This is a genomic window from Telluria sp. ZB4P37, assembly GCF_059685855.1.
The window spans coordinates 42411-60767 of sequence record NZ_JCASID010000003.1 but is presented as its reverse complement, the minus strand read 5'-3'; the positions used below and the strand labels follow the sequence as shown (position 1 = coordinate 60767).

At 63.1% G+C, this 18357-nt stretch carries 17 protein-coding genes; 16 read left to right on the top strand and 1 reads right to left on the bottom strand.

Features of this window, described 5'->3' with window-relative positions:
• Positions 1-25: 25 nt before the first annotated feature.
• Positions 26-274 carry a DUF3297 family protein gene (locus AC56K1_RS07575; protein WP_171087024.1) on the bottom strand — a complete coding sequence of 83 codons (249 nt, stop codon included), beginning with the start codon at positions 272-274 and terminating at the stop codon, positions 26-28.
• A gap of 226 nt (positions 275-500) precedes the next feature.
• On the opposite strand from AC56K1_RS07575, the gene AC56K1_RS07570 reads away from it, so the two are divergent.
• The 16 genes from AC56K1_RS07570 (at position 501) to hisG (ending at position 18355) form a co-directional block, all read left to right on the top strand.
• Positions 501-1604, top strand: coding sequence for a PAS domain-containing sensor histidine kinase (locus AC56K1_RS07570; RefSeq protein WP_497157236.1), 1104 nt, complete (start codon positions 501-503; stop codon positions 1602-1604).
• A gap of 11 nt (positions 1605-1615) precedes the next feature.
• The gene (locus AC56K1_RS07565; RefSeq protein ID WP_489874849.1) at positions 1616-2296 is read left to right on the top strand and encodes a response regulator transcription factor; all 681 of its coding nucleotides are present in this window, start codon (positions 1616-1618) and stop codon (positions 2294-2296) included.
• A 281-nt stretch (positions 2297-2577) separates the two neighbouring features.
• Positions 2578-3288 (top strand): transposase, encoded by a 711-nt coding sequence (locus AC56K1_RS07560; RefSeq protein ID WP_497157235.1) that lies wholly within the window; start codon positions 2578-2580, stop codon positions 3286-3288.
• A 322-nt stretch (positions 3289-3610) separates the two neighbouring features.
• The gene (locus AC56K1_RS07555; RefSeq protein WP_497157234.1) at positions 3611-8332 is read left to right on the top strand and encodes a glutamate synthase-related protein; all 4722 of its coding nucleotides are present in this window, start codon (positions 3611-3613) and stop codon (positions 8330-8332) included.
• A gap of 145 nt (positions 8333-8477) precedes the next feature.
• The gene (locus AC56K1_RS07550) at positions 8478-9941 is read left to right on the top strand and encodes a glutamate synthase subunit beta (protein ID WP_497157233.1); all 1464 of its coding nucleotides are present in this window, start codon (positions 8478-8480) and stop codon (positions 9939-9941) included.
• A 435-nt stretch (positions 9942-10376) separates the two neighbouring features.
• Positions 10377-11180, top strand: a complete 804-nt coding sequence (locus AC56K1_RS07545) for an ABC transporter ATP-binding protein (protein WP_497157232.1) — start codon at positions 10377-10379, stop codon at positions 11178-11180.
• Positions 11177-11959 (top strand): lipid asymmetry maintenance ABC transporter permease subunit MlaE, encoded by a 783-nt coding sequence (gene mlaE, locus AC56K1_RS07540; protein ID WP_497157231.1) that lies wholly within the window; start codon positions 11177-11179, stop codon positions 11957-11959. Before AC56K1_RS07545 ends, mlaE begins: the two co-directional genes overlap by 4 nt.
• A 32-nt stretch (positions 11960-11991) precedes the next feature.
• A complete protein-coding gene (mlaD, locus tag AC56K1_RS07535; protein WP_497157230.1) occupies positions 11992-12465 on the top strand; it encodes an outer membrane lipid asymmetry maintenance protein MlaD in 474 nt (157 codons plus the stop codon).
• Positions 12462-13313: an MlaA family lipoprotein gene (locus AC56K1_RS07530; protein WP_497157229.1), complete on the top strand. Its 852-nt coding sequence runs from the start codon at positions 12462-12464 to the stop codon at positions 13311-13313. The genes mlaD and AC56K1_RS07530 overlap by 4 nt, the downstream gene beginning before the upstream one ends.
• 71 nt (positions 13314-13384) lie before the next feature.
• Entirely contained in the window at positions 13385-14017 is a 633-nt protein-coding gene (locus AC56K1_RS07525; RefSeq protein WP_497157228.1) for an MlaC/ttg2D family ABC transporter substrate-binding protein, read from the top strand.
• 17 nt (positions 14018-14034) lie between these two features.
• The gene (locus AC56K1_RS07520; RefSeq protein WP_497157227.1) at positions 14035-14292 is read left to right on the top strand and encodes an STAS domain-containing protein; all 258 of its coding nucleotides are present in this window, start codon (positions 14035-14037) and stop codon (positions 14290-14292) included.
• A 163-nt stretch (positions 14293-14455) separates the two neighbouring features.
• Positions 14456-15379: an ABC transporter ATP-binding protein gene (locus AC56K1_RS07515; RefSeq protein ID WP_497157226.1), complete on the top strand. Its 924-nt coding sequence runs from the start codon at positions 14456-14458 to the stop codon at positions 15377-15379.
• Entirely contained in the window at positions 15376-16143 is a 768-nt protein-coding gene (locus AC56K1_RS07510) for an ABC transporter permease (protein WP_497157225.1), read from the top strand. Before AC56K1_RS07515 ends, AC56K1_RS07510 begins: the two co-directional genes overlap by 4 nt.
• Positions 16144-16168: 25 nt before the next feature.
• Positions 16169-16405, top strand: coding sequence for a BolA family protein (locus AC56K1_RS07505; protein WP_497129239.1), 237 nt, complete (start codon positions 16169-16171; stop codon positions 16403-16405).
• Between the two features lie 2 nt (positions 16406-16407).
• Positions 16408-17670, top strand: coding sequence for a UDP-N-acetylglucosamine 1-carboxyvinyltransferase (murA, locus tag AC56K1_RS07500; protein WP_497157224.1), 1263 nt, complete (start codon positions 16408-16410; stop codon positions 17668-17670).
• A gap of 19 nt (positions 17671-17689) precedes the next feature.
• On the top strand, positions 17690-18355 hold the full coding sequence (gene hisG / locus AC56K1_RS07495) for an ATP phosphoribosyltransferase (RefSeq protein WP_497157223.1): 666 nt from the start codon (positions 17690-17692) through the stop codon (positions 18353-18355).
• Positions 18356-18357: the final 2 nt, after the last annotated feature.

Sequence of the window (18357 nt, the reverse complement as noted above, 5' to 3'; positions counted from 1 at the left end):
CCCTTCTTCATTCGAGCCTTGCAGCTTACTTGTAAAAAGCTTCGACCTTGCCTTTCAGCTTGATCAGCATCGGCTTGCCCTTGCGGTCAAGCGTCTTGCCGGCGGCGACCTTGATCCAGCCTTCGCTGAGACAATACTCTTCCACATCGGTGCGATCCTTGTCGTTGAAACGGATGCCGATGTCGTGCTGGAAGACGTCGCGGTTATGGAAAGGGCTGCTCGGGTCGATCGAGAGCCGGTCTGGGAGCGGGGGGAGGGTAGCGGTATCGTTCATAGAGGCGAATTATCTAACAACCGCGCGCGCCGTGGCGCATTTTTCGTTTATGCGTCGCGCATGTCCTCTTGGGCCTTCTATACAGGTAAGCAAAAGGCGGGATATACTGTCTGACAACCTTCATTGTTCCAACGCTAACAGAAAGTGCCCGATGATCTGTAGCACCGATGTTGCCACTCCTGTTACCAAGCCCGCGCCGGATAGCCCGGAACAATCCGCGGCCGGCATGCCCGTCCCCAGCAAGCAGTTTCGCACCATCGCCGAACTGGCCGGCGACATCGCCTTCAGCATCGACCTGCCTTCGCACACCCTGCGCTATGTGAGTCCCGCGTTCTCCGAACTGCTTGGCTATCCCGCCGGCGCACTGCAGGCGGCGCTCGCGGGCAACGCCCCCCACGCCGACCTCGGCGCCCTGGGCGCCCTGGGCGCCTATCTCACAGCGGGCGGCCATGTGCCCGGCGTACGCAGCGTGCATGACGTCGAGGTATGCAATGCCGATGGCCATCCGGTCGGCCTGCAGGTCATCGCGACCGTGATGCGCAATGAAGACGGCAGCAGCGCGCTGGTGGGGCAGTTGCGCGACCTGACGCAGCAGCGCGCCCATTTCGCCGACCAGCGCCGTTTCGCGAGCATGCTGAACCACGAATTTCGCACGCCGCTGGCCACCATCGACGGCGCGATCCAGCGCCTGGAAGCGACCTCGCATGGCGCCGACGAACCGACCCGCCATCGCTACCGCAAGATCGCGGTGGCAGCCGACCGCCTGATCGCCATGCTCGACGAATACTTGTCGCCAGACCGCATGGCGGCCATCGGCAAGGTGCGGCAACCGAATACCATCGCGCCGACCGACCTGCTCGAAGCAGGCGCGGAACAGGTGCGCGAAGCTGGGCGCGAAGCCGCGCTCGATGTAAGCAAGCTGCCGCTGGCGCTGCGCGGCGAACCCGAGGGGCTGCGGCTGGCATTGAAGGTGTTGGTGGACAACGCACTGCTGTTCTCCCCGCCCGGCACCAAGGTGACGCTGGGCGCGCGCCGCAGCGGCGGTGGCGTCGAGTTCACGGTGCGCGACGAAGGCAAAGGCGTGCCGGTGGACGAAGCGGCGCGCATCTTCGACAAGGGCTACCGCGGCCGCAACGCGGAAGGCCTGCCGGGCAGCGGGCTCGGACTTTACATGGCGCGCTCGATCGTCGACGTCCACGGCGGCATGCTGCGCCTGGGCGCGCACGAGGGCGGTGCTGAATTCCGGCTATGGCTGCCGGCACTGGAAAGCGGCGGGCAACAACGACTTGCCTCATCCAGTCCCAGCAGTGATAATCGGACGGACGAATAACTGGCCCATCCATGACGCAGATACTGATTGTTGAAGACAATGGCGAATACGCAGACGACATGGCCGAGTTCCTGAGGGAGCTCGATCACGACGTCACCATCGCCAAGACCGCAAGCGAAATGTGGGCTGCCCTGACCCGTACCCCGGCAGCGGTGGTGGTGCTGGACCTTGGGCTGCCGGACGAGGATGGATTCAACGTCATTCCGCGCATGCGTCAGCTGTATCCGGAGATCGGACTCTTGGTGCTGACCGGCCGCGTCGCATTCGATCACCGCATCCTCGGCCTGCGCCTGGGCGCTGACCACTACCTGACCAAGCCGATCAAGTTCCCCGAGCTGGCCGCCCACATCGAAGCGCTGGATCGCCGCGTGCGCCCGGCCGATCCGGCGCCTGCGCCATCCAAGTGGATGCTGCGCGTAAGCGCACGCCAGTTAGAGTTGGCCGGCAAGGTGATTGACTTGACCGAAAAGGAGTGCAACTTCCTGCACCTCCTGACCATCAACACCCGCCCGGTCCCTCGCCACGTCATCGTCGCCGGCATGGGCGGCGAAGACCCGGACGCCAGCCGCCGCGTCGACATGCTGGTCTACCGCCTGCGCAAAAAGGCCCGCTCCGGCCTCGGCCAGGACCTCCCCCTGCGCAGCGCCTACGGCGAAGGCTACAGCCTCTCCGCCGGCTTCACCCTCTCCTAACCCCATTGGGGTCAGAGTTAAATTGTTGAGCAATTGCCCAAAAACGCGCCTGAATTAATGAGGGTCAGAGTGCAATTATTGGCCAATTGCTCAGCAGATAACTAGGCTCAGCGTTGAATTGTTGAGCAATTGCTTGTGGTGGGAGGGGCTCGCCGGGCATGCCAGCGCGTCTGAAGTCTAATCAGGGACAGAGTCAACCAATTTTCGCGCTGCCTTGCGATTAATTAGGGACAGAGTCAATTTTTCCGCTAGAATTGCCTGCTCGACCGTTGAGCACTCCCATGGCACGCCTTCCCCGACTCATCATCCCGAACCAGCCGCACCATGTCATCCAGCGCGGCAATGACCGGCAGCCCATCTTCCGCGAAGAGGCGGACTACGGGCGCTTCCTCGCCTGGCTGAAGGAAGCGGCGCGCTTTTACCAGGTGGCGATCCATGCCTATGTGCTGATGCCGAATCACATACACCTGCTGGCCACGCCCTCTGACGGTGTCGGCCTGGCACTGATGATGCAGAAGGTCGGCCGCTTCTACGTCCCCTGGTTTAACAACAAGTACGAACGCACTGGCGGTCTGTTCGAAGGGCGTTTCCGCACGTCGCTAATCGATACCGAGCACTATTTCCTGGCCTGCAGCCGCTATATCGAGCTCAATCCCGTGCGCGCCAACCTGGTGGCGGCGCCGCTGGACTACCCCTGGTCGAGCTACGCGCACCACACCGGCGTGCGCACCGACAGCCTCGTCACCGACCACCTGCTGTACTGGGGAATGGGCAACACGCCCTTCCAGCGCGAAGCGGCTTATACCGAACTGGTGATGCAGGGCATCCCGCAGGACGAAGTCGATTTCGTCACCACCTCGGTGCTGAAGAACCAGCCGCTCGGTTCCGTCGCCTTCAAGAGCGAACTCGAGCGCAAAACCCGGCGCCAGATCCTGCCGGCCAAGCGCGGGCGACCCTTCCGTGACCCGTTGCCGCCTTATCCGCAGGCGTAAAAGCGGGCGCATCGATCAACGGCACGGTTTTCCGTGCCGTTTTTTATTTGTCGGTCGGTTTCATGCCCATGGGCTCGCTCGCACATCTATTGAGGCGCTTGCTTGCAGAGGCATGCTTCGGCTAGGCCAGCCATATAAATCAACGAGTTAGTACTAGAAAATGCCAGTTGGATCACCGTGGATTGACTCTGTCCCCAATTAAAGCATTCTTCGAAAAGTTGTCAAACAATTCGACTCTGACCCTAATTAATATGGTTGCCGATTCTGCTGCATTGCACTATTCTCGATTTCAACCCCCTAAAAATGTTGTGGAGATTGCCTCATGATTGCCCAAGGTTTGTACGATCCCGCCAATGAGCATGATGCCTGCGGTGTTGGCTTCATTGCCCATATCAAGGGCAACAAGTCCCACTCGATCATCGAGCAAGGTTTGCTGATCCTGAAGAACCTGGACCACCGCGGTGCCGTCGGGGCCGATGCGCTGATGGGCGATGGCGCCGGTATCCTGATCCAGATTCCCGACCAGTACTTCCGCGACGAGATGGCCAGGCAGGGCGTCGAGCTCCCGCCGGTCGGCGAATACGGCGTCGGCATGGTCTTCCTGCCGAAAGAGCATGCCTCGCGCATCGCCTGTGAGCAGGAAATCGAACGCGCCGTGCGCATCGAAGGCCAGGTCGTCCTCGGCTGGCGCAACGTGCCGGTCGACGAGACCATGCCGATGTCGCCGTTCGTGAAAGCGAAAGAGCCCGTCATCCGCCAGATCTTCATCGGCCGCGGCCCGGACATCATGGTCACCGATGCACTCGAACGTAAGCTCTACGTGATCCGCAAATCCTCCGGCCACGCGATCCAGGCCTTGAAACTCCTGCACGGCAAGGAGTTCTTCGTGCCCTCGATGTCGGCCCGCACCATCGTCTACAAAGGTCTGCTGCTGGCCGACCAGGTGGGCGTGTATTACCGCGACCTGCAGGACCCGCGCTGCATTTCCGCCCTGGCGCTGGTGCACCAACGCTTCTCGACCAACACCTTCCCGGAATGGCCGCTGGCCCACCCCTACCGCCTGATCGCCCACAACGGCGAGATCAACACGGTCAAGGGCAACTTCAATTGGACCCGCGCCCGCGAAGGCATGCTCAAGTCCGCCGTGCTGGGCGAAGACCTGGGCAAGCTTTTCCCCCTGATCTACGAAGGCCAGTCCGACACCGCCTGCTTCGACAATGCGCTTGAGCTGCTGGTCATGGCCGGCTACCCGATCGCCCAGGCGATGATGATGATGATCCCGGAAGCCTGGGAAAACCACACGGCGATGGACGACAACCGCCGTGCCTTCTACGAATACCACGCGGCGATGATGGAGCCGTGGGACGGCCCGGCCGCGATGGCCTTCACCGACGGCCGCCACATCGGCGGCACCCTGGACCGTAACGGCCTGCGTCCGGCGCGCTATGTCATCACCGAGGACGACCTGGTGGTGATGGCCTCCGAATCCGGCGTGCTGCCGATCCCGGAATCGCGCATCGTCAAGAAATGGCGCCTCCAGCCGGGCAAGATGTTCCTGATCGACCTGGAAGCCGGCCGCATCATCGACGACAAGGAACTGAAGGACACCTATTCGAACGCCAAGCCCTATAAAGCCTGGATCAAGTCGGTGCGCATCAAGCTCAATGAAATCAAGCTGTCGGAAAGCCAGCTGGCCCAGCACCGCGCCAAGGATACGTCCGCGCAAGGCGAGAAGACCGCGATCCCGCTGCTGGACCGCCAGCAAGCCTTCGGCTATACCCAGGAAGACCTGAAATTCCTGATGGCGCCGATGGCCGTGCTGGGCGAAGAAGCCACCGGCTCGATGGGCAACGACTCGCCGCTCGCCGTGATGTCGAACAAGCTCAAGCCGCTGTATAACTACTTCAAGCAGCTGTTCGCGCAGGTCACCAACCCGCCGATCGACCCGATCCGCGAGAGCATGGTGATGTCGCTGGTGTCCTTCATCGGTCCCAAGCCCAACCTGCTCGACACCAACAACGTCAACCCGCCGATGCGCCTGGAAGTCTCGCAGCCGGTGCTGGGTTTCGACGACATGGCGCGCCTGCGTTCGATCAGCCTGCATACGGGCGGCAAGTTCAAGTCGTATGAGCTGGACATCTGCTATCCCGTCGCCTGGGGCAACGAGGGAATCGAAGCCTGCCTGGCCTCGCTGTGCGCGGAAGCGGTGGATGCGGTGAAATCGGGCCACAACATCCTGATCGTCTCGGACCGTAACCTTTCCGAAGAACAGGTCGCGATTCCCGCGCTGCTCGCCACCTCGACCATCCACCAGCACCTGGTCGGGCGCGGCCTGCGCGCCTCCACCGGCCTGGTGGTCGAAACCGGTTCGGCGCGCGAAACCCACCACTTCGCGCTGCTGGCCGGCTACGGCGCGGAAGCCGTGCACCCTTACCTGGCGCTTGAGACGCTGGCCGAGCTGGCACACAACCTGCCGCACGAGATGGACGTCGACAAGGCGATCACCAACTACACGAAAGCGATCGGCAAAGGTCTGCTCAAGGTGATGTCGAAGATGGGCATCTCCACCTACATGTCGTATTGCGGCGCGCAGATCTTCGAAGCCGTGGGCCTGAACAAGTCGCTGGTCGACAAATACTTCCGCGGCACCTCGTCCACGGTGGAAGGCATCGGCCTGTTCGAAGTGGCCGAGGAAGCGCTGCGCCTGCACACGCTGGCCTTCGGCGCCGACCCGGTGCTTGCCAATGCGCTGGACGCCGGCGGCGAATACGCCTTCCGCGTGCGCGGCGAAGATCATCTGTGGACGCCGGACGCCATCGCCAAGCTGCAGCACTCGACCCGCGCCAACAGCTTCAGCACCTACAAGGAATACGCGCAGCTGATCAACGACCAGACGCGCCGCCACCTGACCCTGCGCGGCCTGTTCGAGTTCAAGATCGATCCGTCCAAGGCGATTCCACTGGAAGAAGTCGAGCCGGCCAAGGAAATCGTCAAGCGCTTCGCCACCGGCGCGATGTCGCTCGGCTCGATCAGTACCGAAGCCCACGCCACGCTGGCGATTGCCATGAACCGTATCGGCGGGAAGAGCAATACCGGCGAAGGCGGCGAAGACCCGCGCCGCTACATCAATGAATTCAAGGGCATCAAGATCAGCAAGGGCGAAACCCTGGCGTCGATACTGGGTTCAGACCGCGTCGCGGCCGACATCCCGCTCGAAGACGGCGACTCGCTGCGCTCGAAGATCAAGCAGGTGGCATCGGGGCGCTTCGGCGTCACCGCCGAATACCTGAACTCGGCCGACCAGATCCAGATCAAGATGGCGCAAGGCGCCAAGCCGGGCGAGGGCGGCCAGCTGCCGGGCCACAAGGTGTCCGAGTACATCGCGTCCCTGCGCTTCTCGGTGCCGGGTGTGGGCCTGATCTCGCCGCCGCCGCACCACGACATCTATTCGATCGAAGACCTGGCGCAGCTGATCCACGACCTGAAGAACGCGAACCCGCAAGCCTCGATATCGGTCAAGCTGGTGTCGGAAGTGGGCATCGGCACCGTCGCCGCGGGCGTCTCCAAGGCCAAGGCCGACCACGTGGTGGTGGCCGGCCACGACGGCGGCACGGGCGCGTCGCCGCTGTCTTCGGTCAAGCATGCCGGCACGCCTTGGGAGCTGGGCCTGGCCGAAACCCAGCAGACGCTGGTGCTCAACGGCCTGCGCAGCCGTATCCGCGTGCAGGCCGACGGCCAGATGCGCACCGGCCGCGACGTCGTGGTCGCCGCCATGCTGGGCGCCGACGAAATCGGTTTCGCCACCGCGCCGCTGGTGGTCGAAGGCTGCATCATGATGCGTAAATGCCACCTGAACACCTGTCCGGTGGGCGTGGCCACGCAAGACCCCCTGCTGCGCGCGAAATTCCAGGGTAAGCCCGAGCACGTGGTGAACTACTTCTTCTTCGTTGCCGAAGAAGCGCGCCAGATCATGGCGCAGCTGGGCATCCGCACCTACGACGAATTGATCGGCCGCGCCGACCTGCTCGACAAATCGAAGGCGGTCGGCCACTGGAAGGCGCAGGGGCTGGACTTCTCGAACATCTTCTACCAGCCGAAGGCCGATTCGCCGCGTGCGCTATTCCACACCGACGAGCAGGACCACGGCCTGGAAAAGGCGCTGGACCACAAGCTGATCGCCCAGGCCAAGGCCGCGCTGGAAAAAGGCGAGCGGGTCTCGTTCATCTCGCCGGTGAAGAACGTCAACCGCACGGTGGGCGCAATGCTGTCGGGCGAAGTGGCCAAGCGCTACGGCCATGCCGGCCTGCCGGACGACACCATCCACATCCAGCTGCAGGGCACGGCGGGCCAGTCGGCCGCGGCCTTCCTGGCCGGCGGCATCACGATGGACCTGGTCGGTGAAGGCAACGACTACGTCGGCAAGGGCCTGTCGGGCGGACGCATCATCGTGCGGCCGAACACCGAGTTCCGCGGCTGGGCGGTGGACAACATCATCGTCGGGAATACCGTGCTGTATGGCGCGATTTCCGGTGAAGCCTTCTTCAACGGCGTGGCCGGCGAACGCTTCGCGGTGCGTAACTCGGGCGCCGTGGCAGTGGTCGAGGGCTGCGGCGACCACGGTTGCGAGTACATGACCGGCGGGACCGTCGTGGTGCTGGGCGAGACCGGCCGCAACTTCGCAGCCGGCATGTCGGGCGGCGTCGCTTTTGTGTACGACCCGAAGGGCGAGTTCGAGGGCCGCTGCAACACCGCGATGGTGAACCTGGAGCCGGTGCTGCCGACGCGCCAGCAGGGCGACCGCGCCGGCTGGCACAGCCAGACCCGCGAGGGCGAGCGCGAGTCGGACGAAACCATCCTGCGCCGCCTGATCGAACGCCACTTCAAGCACACGGGCTCGACCCGCGCGCGCAACCTGCTCGACGACTGGGGCAACAGCCGCACCAGGTTCGTCAAGGTCTTCCCGACCGAGTACAAGCGCGCACTCGAGGAGATGCACAACTCGAGCATGGAAGAGGCGAACGACAAGATCGAGATGGCTGCTTAACCGGCACACTTAAACAACGTCATTCCGCGCAGGCGGGAACCTAAGGCTCGATGCGTAACGTTCGTTCACGCGGAACTTGGTCCCCGCCTTCGCGGGGATGACCAGTGGTGTTGGTTGGCACCAATGACAATAAAGAGGAAACAACGTGGGTAAAATCACCGGCTTCATGGAATTCGAACGGCAGGAAGAGGGCCACCTCGAGCCTGTGGAACGCGTCAGGAACTACAAGGAATTCGTGCTGACCCTGACCGATGGCCAGGCCAAGGTGCAGGGCGCGCGCTGCATGGATTGCGGCATCCCTTTCTGTAACACGGGCTGCCCGGTCAACAACCAGATCCCGGACTGGAACGACCTGGTCTACCACGGCAATTACCGAGCGGCCGTCGAGAACCTCCATTCGACCAACAACTTCCCGGAAGTGACCGGCCGCATCTGCCCGGCGCCGTGCGAGTCGGCCTGCACGCTCGGCATCAACGACGAGCCGGTCGGCATCAAGTCGATCGAGCGCAAGATCGCCGACGCCGGCTGGGAGCATGGCTGGATCGTGCCGCAGCCCTCCGCTACCCGGACCGGCAAGAAGGTCGCCGTGGTCGGTTCCGGCCCGGCCGGCCTGGCCGCGGCCCAGCAGCTGGCGCGCGTCGGCCACGATGTGACGGTATTCGAGAAGAGCGATCGCCTCGGCGGCCTGCTGCGCTACGGGATCCCGGACTTCAAGATGGAGAAGGACCTGATCGACCGCAGGATCGAGCAGATGCAGGCCGAGGGTGTGGTGTTCCGCACCGGTGTCCTGATCGGCAAGGATTTCCCGGCCACGGTCAGCAACATGGCGCGCGACACCATCTTCCCTGAAGACCTGGAGAAGGAATTCGATGCCGTGGTCCTGGCCGGCGGTGCCGAGCAGCCGCGCGATCTGCCGGTGCCGGGCCGCGAACTCAAAGGCGTGCACTTCGCGATGGACTTCCTGCCGCAGCAGAACCGCGTCAATGCCGGCGACAAGGTCAAGGACCAGCTCAAGGCCACCGCCAAGCACGTGGTCGTGATCGGCGGCGGCGACACCGGCTCGGACTGCGTCGGCACCTCGAACCGCCATGGCGCCGCGTCGGTCACCCAGTTCGAACTGCTGCCGCAGCCGCCCGAGCACGAAAACAAGCCCCTGGTCTGGCCCTACTGGCCGACGCGCCTGCGCACCTCGTCCTCGCACGAGGAAGGCTGCCAGCGCGACTGGGCGGTCGCGACCAAGCGCCTGGAAGGCAAGGGCGGCAAGGTAGAGCGCCTGATCGCTTGCCGCGTCGAGTGGAAGGACGGGAAGATGAGCGAAGTGCCCGATTCCGAATTCGAGCTCAAGGCCGACCTGGTGCTGCTGGCGATGGGTTTCGTGTCGCCGGTGCAGAACGTGCTGGATGCGTTCGGGGTGCCCAAGGATGCGCGCGGCAATGCGCGCGCCGCCACCGAGGGTGATCGCGCCTACCAGACCTCCAGCGCCAAGGTGTTTGCAGCAGGCGACATGCGGCGTGGCCAGTCGCTGGTGGTGTGGGCGATCCGTGAAGGGCGCCAGTGCGCGCGCGCTGTCGATGCATTCCTGATGGGCAGCTCGGTACTGCCGCGCTGAGTTCCGAGCGGCGATACAAGGCGGTCTCGGCCGCCTTTTCCGTTTCCACTGCACAAGGCTGTGGAAACGATCCAACACATTCCGGGCTTGACCAGGCGCCGGGAGCCCCTATGTGCGTGGGCACACCACCATGTTCTGACAATTATCTCTACGCTAGACCTTATTGCAGCGCATCATCCGCGCTGCTTTGCGATGTGCAAGTGCTTGCCTGGCCGCTGGTTGCTCAGAAGCATTTGTTGATCTAATTCAACAAATTGTAGCATTGTCAAATATGCATATCTCAGCAAAAACAATAGCTTACAAGAAAAAATATCTGACTCATCAGTTATTTTTGTTGTAGGGGAACGTCGAGACGGCGGCCCGAAATGGGGCGCCTCAAGCGAGGCTTGAGGTTTCTGCACTACAATAACGGATTACCCCAATACCAAACACGCTGTGTCGAACCTAGTCGAAATCCGTGATCTGCACTTTGCCTACGGGGAGCGTTCCGTCCTGTCGAACCTCCGCATGGACTTCCCACGCGGTAAGCTCGTGGCCGTCATGGGCGGTTCCGGCTGCGGCAAGACCACGGTCCTGCGCCTGATCGGCGGCCAGATCCGCCCGCAGCGCGGCGAAGTGCGCGTGGGCGGCGAGGCCGTGCATAAGCTCGACACCGACGGCCTGTACCGCCTGCGCCGCCGCATGGGCATGCTGTTCCAGTTCGGCGCGCTGTTTACCGACCTCTCGGTCTTCGACAACGTCGCCTTCCCGCTGCGCGAGCACACTAACCTGCCGGAAGAACTGATTCGCGACCTGGTGCTCATGAAACTCAACGCCGTGGGGCTGCGCAATGCGCACCGCCTCAAGCCGGCCGAGATTTCCGGCGGCATGGCGCGCCGCGTCGCCGTGGCCCGCGCCATCGCGCTCGACCCGGAACTGATCATGTACGACGAGCCCTTCGCCGGCCTGGATCCGATCTCGATGGGCGTCACCGCCAACCTGATCCGCAACCTGAACGATGCGCTCGGCTCGACCTCGATTTTGGTCTCGCACGACGTGCACGAGTGCTTCGCGATCGCCGACTACGTGTACTTCATGTCCGCCGGCAAGATCGTTGCCGAAGGCACGCCGGCCGACCTGCGCGTCTCGGAAGATCCTTATGTCCAGCAATTCGTGAATGCCGCACCGGACGGGCCCGTGCCCTTCCACTATCCCGGCAAGTCGCTGGCCGACGACCTGGGCCTGGGAGTGCGCAAATGATCAGCGGCGTCCTGGAATCCATCGGCCGCACCGTGCGCGAGTCCATCGCCAGCGTCGGCTTCGCCACCCGTGCCTTCTTCAACCTGCTGGGCGTCTCGCCCGGCGCCTTCCGGCGTCCGGCCCTCATTTCCGAGCAGGTCCACTTCATCGGCAATCATTCGCTGGTGATCATCATCGTCTCCGGGCTGTTCGTCGGCATGGTGCTGGGCCTGCAGGGCTATTACACACTCCAGGCCTATGGCGCCGAGCAGGCGCTGGGCCAGGTAGTGGCGCTGGCGCTGGTGCGCGAGCTCGGCCCGGTCGTGACGGCGCTGCTGTTCGCCGGCCGCGCCGGCACCTCGCTGACCGCGCAGATTGGCCTGATGAAGGCTGGCGAGCAATTGTCTGCCATGGAAATGATGGCCATTAACCCGGTCCAGCGCGTGCTGGCCCCGCGCTTCTGGGGCGGCGTCATTGCCATGCCGATCCTGGCCACCGTGTTCTCGGCGGTGGGCGTGTTCGGTGGCTACCTGGTCGGCGTCCAGCTGATCGGCGTGGACGAGGGCGCGTTCTGGTCGCAGATGCAGGCCGGCGTGGATGTGCGCGCTGACGTACTGAACGGTGTTATCAAAAGCTTTATCTTCGGCGTGGCGGTCACCTTTACCGCGCTGTTCCAGGGTTACCAGACCAAGCCGACCCCGGAGGACGTGTCGCGCGCTACCACGCGCACCGTCGTCATCGCGTCGCTGATGGTCTGGGGCCTGGACTTCATCCTGACCGCCTTGATGTTCAATAAGTAATCAAAGTAATCAAGTTCCATTAGGGTATTCGTATGCACCGCAAAACTATCGACGTCTGGGTTGGCCTGTTTGTCCTGCTGGGCTTGATCTCCCTCCTGTTCCTGGCCCTCAAGGTCGGAAACATGAGCACGCTTTCGTTCAGCAAGACCTATGCCGTGACCGGCAAGTTCGACAATATCGGCGGCCTCAAGCCGCAGGCACCGGTGAAAAGCGCCGGCGTGGTGGTCGGCCGCGTGGGTGAGATCACCTTCGACGACAAGACCTACCAGGCGCTCGTGCGCCTCGATATGGAGCCAGGCTATAAATTCCCTAAAGACAGCTCGTTGAAGATCTTGACTGCTGGCCTGCTGGGCGAGCAGTACATCGGCATCGAACCGGGTGGCGATACCAATAGCCTGGTCAATGGCGACCGCATCAACCGTACCCAATCGGCAACGGTGCTGGAAGACTTGATCAATCAATTTATCTATAGCAAGGCCGCTGAAGGAAAGGAAGGTTCTGAATGAAATACGTTCCAGTCTTCACCCCCGGCCACATGCGCCTGGCTGCGGCAATCGCCGCTGGCCTGATGCTGACCGGCTGCGCTACGCCGCAGAATCCGCAGGACCCGCTCGAGAAGTACAACCGCGCCGTCTTCACCTTCAACGATGCGGTCGACCGCACCGTGCTGAAGCCGACTGCCACCGTCTACAAAAAGACGCCAAGCTTCGTGCAAACGGGCGTGAACAATTTCTTCGGCAATCTGTCCGACGCCTGGAGCGGGGTGAATAACCTGCTGCAAGGTAAAGGCCAGGCCGGCATGGGCGACATTACCCGTTTCGCGTTCAATTCCACCTTCGGGATCGTAGGCCTGCTCGACATCGCGTCGGAAGCCGGCATTCCAAAGCACAACGAAGATTTCGGCCAGACCCTCGGTACCTGGGGTGTTCCAAGCGGACCCTACTTGATGTTGCCGCTGTTGGGCCCATCTACGATCCGTGACACCGCAGCATTGCCGGCCGATATGGCGGGCGACATCTGGTCGTACAAGTACCCAGCGAACTGGCGCAATGTCGGCAAGGCCGTGAACATCGTCGACAAGCGTGCTACTTTGCTGGACGCCTCCAATCTGATGGAAGACGCTGCCCTCGACCGTTACGAATTCCTCCGCGACGGTTACATGCAGCGCCGCCAGAGCCAGGTATACGATGGCAACGTGCCGCGCCAGGAAGATCCGGCGGCCGACGCCGCCCGCGCTCCCGCAGCAGGTGCCCCGGTAGCCGGCGCCGTCCCGGGCAACGCCGCCGCGACCGACGCGCCAGTGGCGCCGAAGTCACAAGTGGTTACACAACCGGTGTCATCCGATAAGCAGTAAGACGAGTTAACGGGGTATTGCCGCGCCGCACAGCTGTACGGCGCGCCGCCCAACAACAAGGAAACCGACACATGAAACCAGTCATTCAACTGATCGCAGCAGCAACCGCCACCTTCGCATTCGCCACCAGCGCCATCGCCGCCGAAGCGCCGGACGCTCTGGTCAAGCGCATCAGCGCGGACGTCATCGAGACCGTCAAGGCCGACAAGGACCTCCAGGGCGGCAACCGCGCCAAGATCATGGAACTCGTGAACTCCAAGATCCTGCCGCACGTGGACGCGGAAAAGATGACCAAGGACGCGGCTGGCCACTTCTGGCTCCAGGCCACCCCGGAACAGCAGAAGCGGCTGACACATGAATTCCAGACCTTGCTGGTCTACACCTATTCGGGCGCGCTCTCGCAGATCAAGAACGAGACCGTCGAATTCAAGCCGATGCGTGCCGAAGCCGGCGCCACCGATGTCGAGGTGCGTTCGCAGGTGAACGTCGCCCGCGGCGAGCCGATCACGCTGAACTACCGCCTGGCCAAGGGCCCACAGGGCTGGAAAATCTATGACATCAACATGCTGGGCGCCTGGCTGGTCGAGACCTACAAGAGCACTTTCAAGAACAGGATCAGCAAAGGCGGCATCGATGGCCTGATCAAGCAATTGGCCGAGCAAAACCAGCAGCTGGCTTCCAAGCCGCTGAAAGCCCTGAAGTAATGGCCGAAGCAAATCCCATGCTTTCGCTCGATGCCCTGACCTTCGAGAGCGCCCGCGGCGCGCTGGAGCAGGGCTGCGCCGCGATCACGGCCGGCGAGACCCAGTTCGACCTCGGCGGCGTCAGCGCGGCCGATTCGTCGGGCGTGGCGGTGCTGCTGGCCTGGCAGCGCCTGGCCAGCAAGGCCGGGCAGCGTCTTACCTTCATTAACGTTCCCGAGAACGTGCAGAAGCTGGCCGCGCTGTATGGCGTGGACCAGCTGCTGCCGCAGTCGTAATCCCTTGGGTGGGCGGTCCCCGTCCACCCAACGCGCTCCGTCGTATCGCGCCGTGCCGTCCTGGCCGGCGTAAAAATCCCACCGACCTCTAGTATTTGCAATTTCCCCTATAATGGGTCGTTTCCCCGCATGGTCCGGCGCGCTCGCGCCATCCCCCACACGAATGACAGCGATCCAGATTAACAGCGTCGAGAAAAGCTACAAGGGATTCAAGGCCCTGAAGGGCGTTTCCCTGGCGATCGAGGAAGGCGAATTCTTCGGCCTTCTTGGCCCGAACGGCGCTGGCAAGACCACCCTGATTTCCACCATTGCGGGGCTGATCCGTCCCGACGTGGGCAGCGTCAAGATCCATGGGCACGATGTCGTCACGGATTTTCGCGAAGCGCGCAAGCGTCTGGGCGTGGTGCCGCAGGAACTGGTGTTCGATCCCTTCTTCACGGTGCGCGAAACCCTGCGCCTGCAGTCGGGCTATTACGGCATCAAGAACAACGACGCCTGGATCGACGAAGTAATGCACAACCTCGACCTGACCAACAAGGCCGAGGTCAACATGCGCGCCCTGTCCGGCGGCATGAAGCGGCGCGTGCTGGTGGCCCAGGCCCTGGTGCACAAGCCGCAGGTGATCGTGCTGGACGAACCCACCGCCGGCGTGGACGTCGAGCTGCGCCAGACGCTGTGGAAGTTCATCTCCCGCCTGAACCGCGAAGGCCATACCGTCGTGCTGACCACCCACTACCTGGAAGAAGCGCAGGCCATGTGCCAGCGCGTGGCCATGCTCAAGCTGGGGCAGGTGGTGGCGCTGGACACCATGTCGGCGCTGCTGCGCCGCGTGTCCGGCTCGCAGCTGGTGGTGCACTTGAGTAGCGGCGACCTGCCGCAGGACCTGCGCCACCTGGTCTCGCATGACGAGCATAACAACGGAAACAAGTACACCCTGCGCGTGAACCACGTGAACGAAGTCGAGCCGATCCTGGCGCGCATCCGCACGAGCGGCGCGGTCGTCGACGACATGCAGCTGGAGCAGGCCGACCTGGAAGACATCTTCCTGCAGGTGGTAAGCGACAAGCAGCCGGAAGGCCCGCAATGAATCTGTTCTCCGTGGGTTTCCGCACCCTGTTTTACAAGGAATCGCTGCGCTTCTGGAAGGTCGCGACCCAGACCGTGGCCGCGCCGATCGTCACGGCCATGCTCTACCTGCTGATCTTCGGCCATGTGCTGGACGGCCGCGTCGAAATGCTCGATGGGGTCAGCTACACCGCCTTCCTGATCCCGGGCCTGGTAATGATGAGCGTGCTGCAGAATGCGTTTGCCAACTCTTCCTCGTCGCTGATCCAGTCGAAACTCACCGGCAACCTGGTCTTCATCCTGCTGCCGCCGTTGTCGCATGCCGAGATCCTGTCGGCGTACGTGCTGGCAGCGGTGCTGCGCGGGGTCGTGGTGGGCGCCGGCGTGTTCGTCATCACCGCCTGGTTCGCGCACCTGAGTTTCGTCGCGCCGCTATGGATTATCATGTTCGCCTTCCTTGGCGCCGCAATCCTGGGCACGATGGGCGTCATCGCCGGTATCTGGGCCGAAAAGTTCGACCAGCTGGCCGCGTTCCAGAACTTCCTGATCATGCCGGCCACCTTCCTGGCCGGCGTGTTCTATTCCATCCAAAAACTGCCGCCATTCTGGCTGGCAGTCTCGCATTTCAACCCGTTCTTTTATATGATTGACGGGTTCCGCTATGGATTCTTCGGCAAGTCCGACGTCTCGCCCTGGATCAGCCTGGCCATCGTGTCGGTGTTCTTTGCGGTGCTGGCGGCCATTGCGGTCAATATGCTCAAGCGTGGCTACAAGCTTCGCCACTAGCCATCAAGAATTTACTGGAGTTACCGTGTCGACTACACCCGAACTGATCCACAGCTACATCAGCAATGGCCTCGATTGCACCCACCTGGAAGTCGAAGGCGACGGCCAGCATTTCACGGCCGTGATCGTGTCGTCGGCCTTTGCCGGCAAGCGCCCGATCCAGCGCCACCAGCTGGTGTACGCCGTGCTCGGCGACCGCATGCGCGAAGAAATCCATGCGCTGTCGATGAAAACCCTCACCCCTGAAGAGTACCAAGGCTAATCATGGACAAACTGCAGATCGTCGGCGGCAAACGCCTGAATGGTGATATTTCGGTGTCGGGCGCCAAGAATGCGGCCCTGCCCATCCTGTGCGCGGGCCTGCTCACCGCGGGCGACCTCGAACTGTCGAACGTGCCGCGCCTGCACGACGTGCGCACCATCCTGAAACTGCTCGAGCAGACCGGGCTGAAAGTGACCCAGGACGACGAGCGCGTCACGCTCAACGGCGCCAGCATCACGTCGCTCGAAGCGCCCTACGAGCTGGTGAAGACCATGCGCGCCTCGATCCTGGTGCTGGGTCCCCTGCTGGCGCGCTTCGGCGAAGCCAAGGTCTCGCTGCCGGGCGGCTGCGCGATCGGCTCGCGCCCGGTCGACCAGCACATCAAGGGCCTGCGCCAGATGGGCGCCGAGATCACGATCGAGGGCGGCTACATCCATGCCAGGACGAATGGCAAGCTGAAAGGCGCGCGCATCCACACCGACATGATCACCGTCACCGGCACCGAGAACCTGCTGATGGCCGCGACCCTGGCCGAAGGCGAGACCGTGCTCGAAAACGCCGCGCGCGAGCCGGAAGTGACCGACCTGGCCATCCTGCTGGTGGCCATGGGCGCGAAGATCGAGGGCATCGGCACCGACCGCCTGGTGATCCAGGGCGTCGAAGCCCTCCATGGCGCGCAGCACGCGGTGATCTCGGACCGCATCGAAGCGGCGACTTTCCTGTGCGCGGTGGCGGCCACCGGCGGCGACATCCTGCTGCGCAATACCCGCACCGACACCTTCGACGTGGCGCTCGACAAGCTGCGCGACATCGGCCTGCAGCTGACCGTGCAGGGCGACACCATCCGCGCGCGCATGGATGCGCGCCCGAATCCCGTGTCCTTCCGCACCACCGAATACCCGGGCTTCCCGACCGACATGCAGGCGCAGTTCATGGCCGTGAACACCATCGCTGCCGGTTCGAGCAAGGTCACGGAGACCATTTTTGAAAACCGCTTCATGCACGTGCAGGAGATGAACCGCCTCGGCGCGCAGATCTCCACCGAAGGCAACACCGCCTTCATCAAGGGCGTCGACCGTCTGATAGGCGCGCCCGTGATGGCGACCGACCTGCGCGCCTCGGCCTCGCTCGTCATCGCCGGCATGGCCGCCCAGGGCACGACCCTGATCGACCGCATCTATCACCTCGACCGCGGCTACGACCGCATGGAAGTGAAGCTGTCGGCGGTGGGCGCGGATATCGTGCGCATCAAGGAAGCCAAGTAAAGCGAACCGCATGACAACCATGAGCAAAAGCGGAGAGCCGGGCCTGATCCTGGCGCTCTCCAAGGGCCGCATCTTCGAGGACACCCTGCCGCTGCTGGCGGCGGCGGGGATCACCGTGCTTGAAGATCCGGAAACCTCGCGCAAGCTGATCCTGCCGACCAACGACCCCGGCGTGCGCGTGCTGATCGTGCGCGCAAGCGACGTGCCGACCTATGTCCAGCATGGCGCTGCCGACTTCGGCGTGGCCGGCAAGGACGTGCTGCTCGAGCATGGCGGCGAAGGCCTGTACCAGCCAATCGACCTGCGCATCGCCTGCTGCCGCATGTCGGTGGCCGTCAATGCCGGCTTCGACTACGAAACCGCGGTGCGCCAGGGCGCGCGCCTGCGCGTGGCGACCAAGTTCGTCAACACCGCGCGCGAGCACTTCGCCAGCAAGGGCGTGCACGTCGACCTGATCAAGCTGTATGGCTCGATGGAGCTGGCCCCGCTGGTCGGCCTGTCCGACGCCATCGTCGACGTGGTCTCGACCGGCGGCACCCTGCGTGCCAACAACCTGGTCGAAGTCGAAAAAATCATGGACATCTCCTCGCGCCTGGTGGTCAACCAGGCCGCGCTCAAGCTCAAGCGCGAGCGCCTGCAACCGATCCTGGACGCGTTCCAACGCGCCTCACAACAACAAGGCTGACC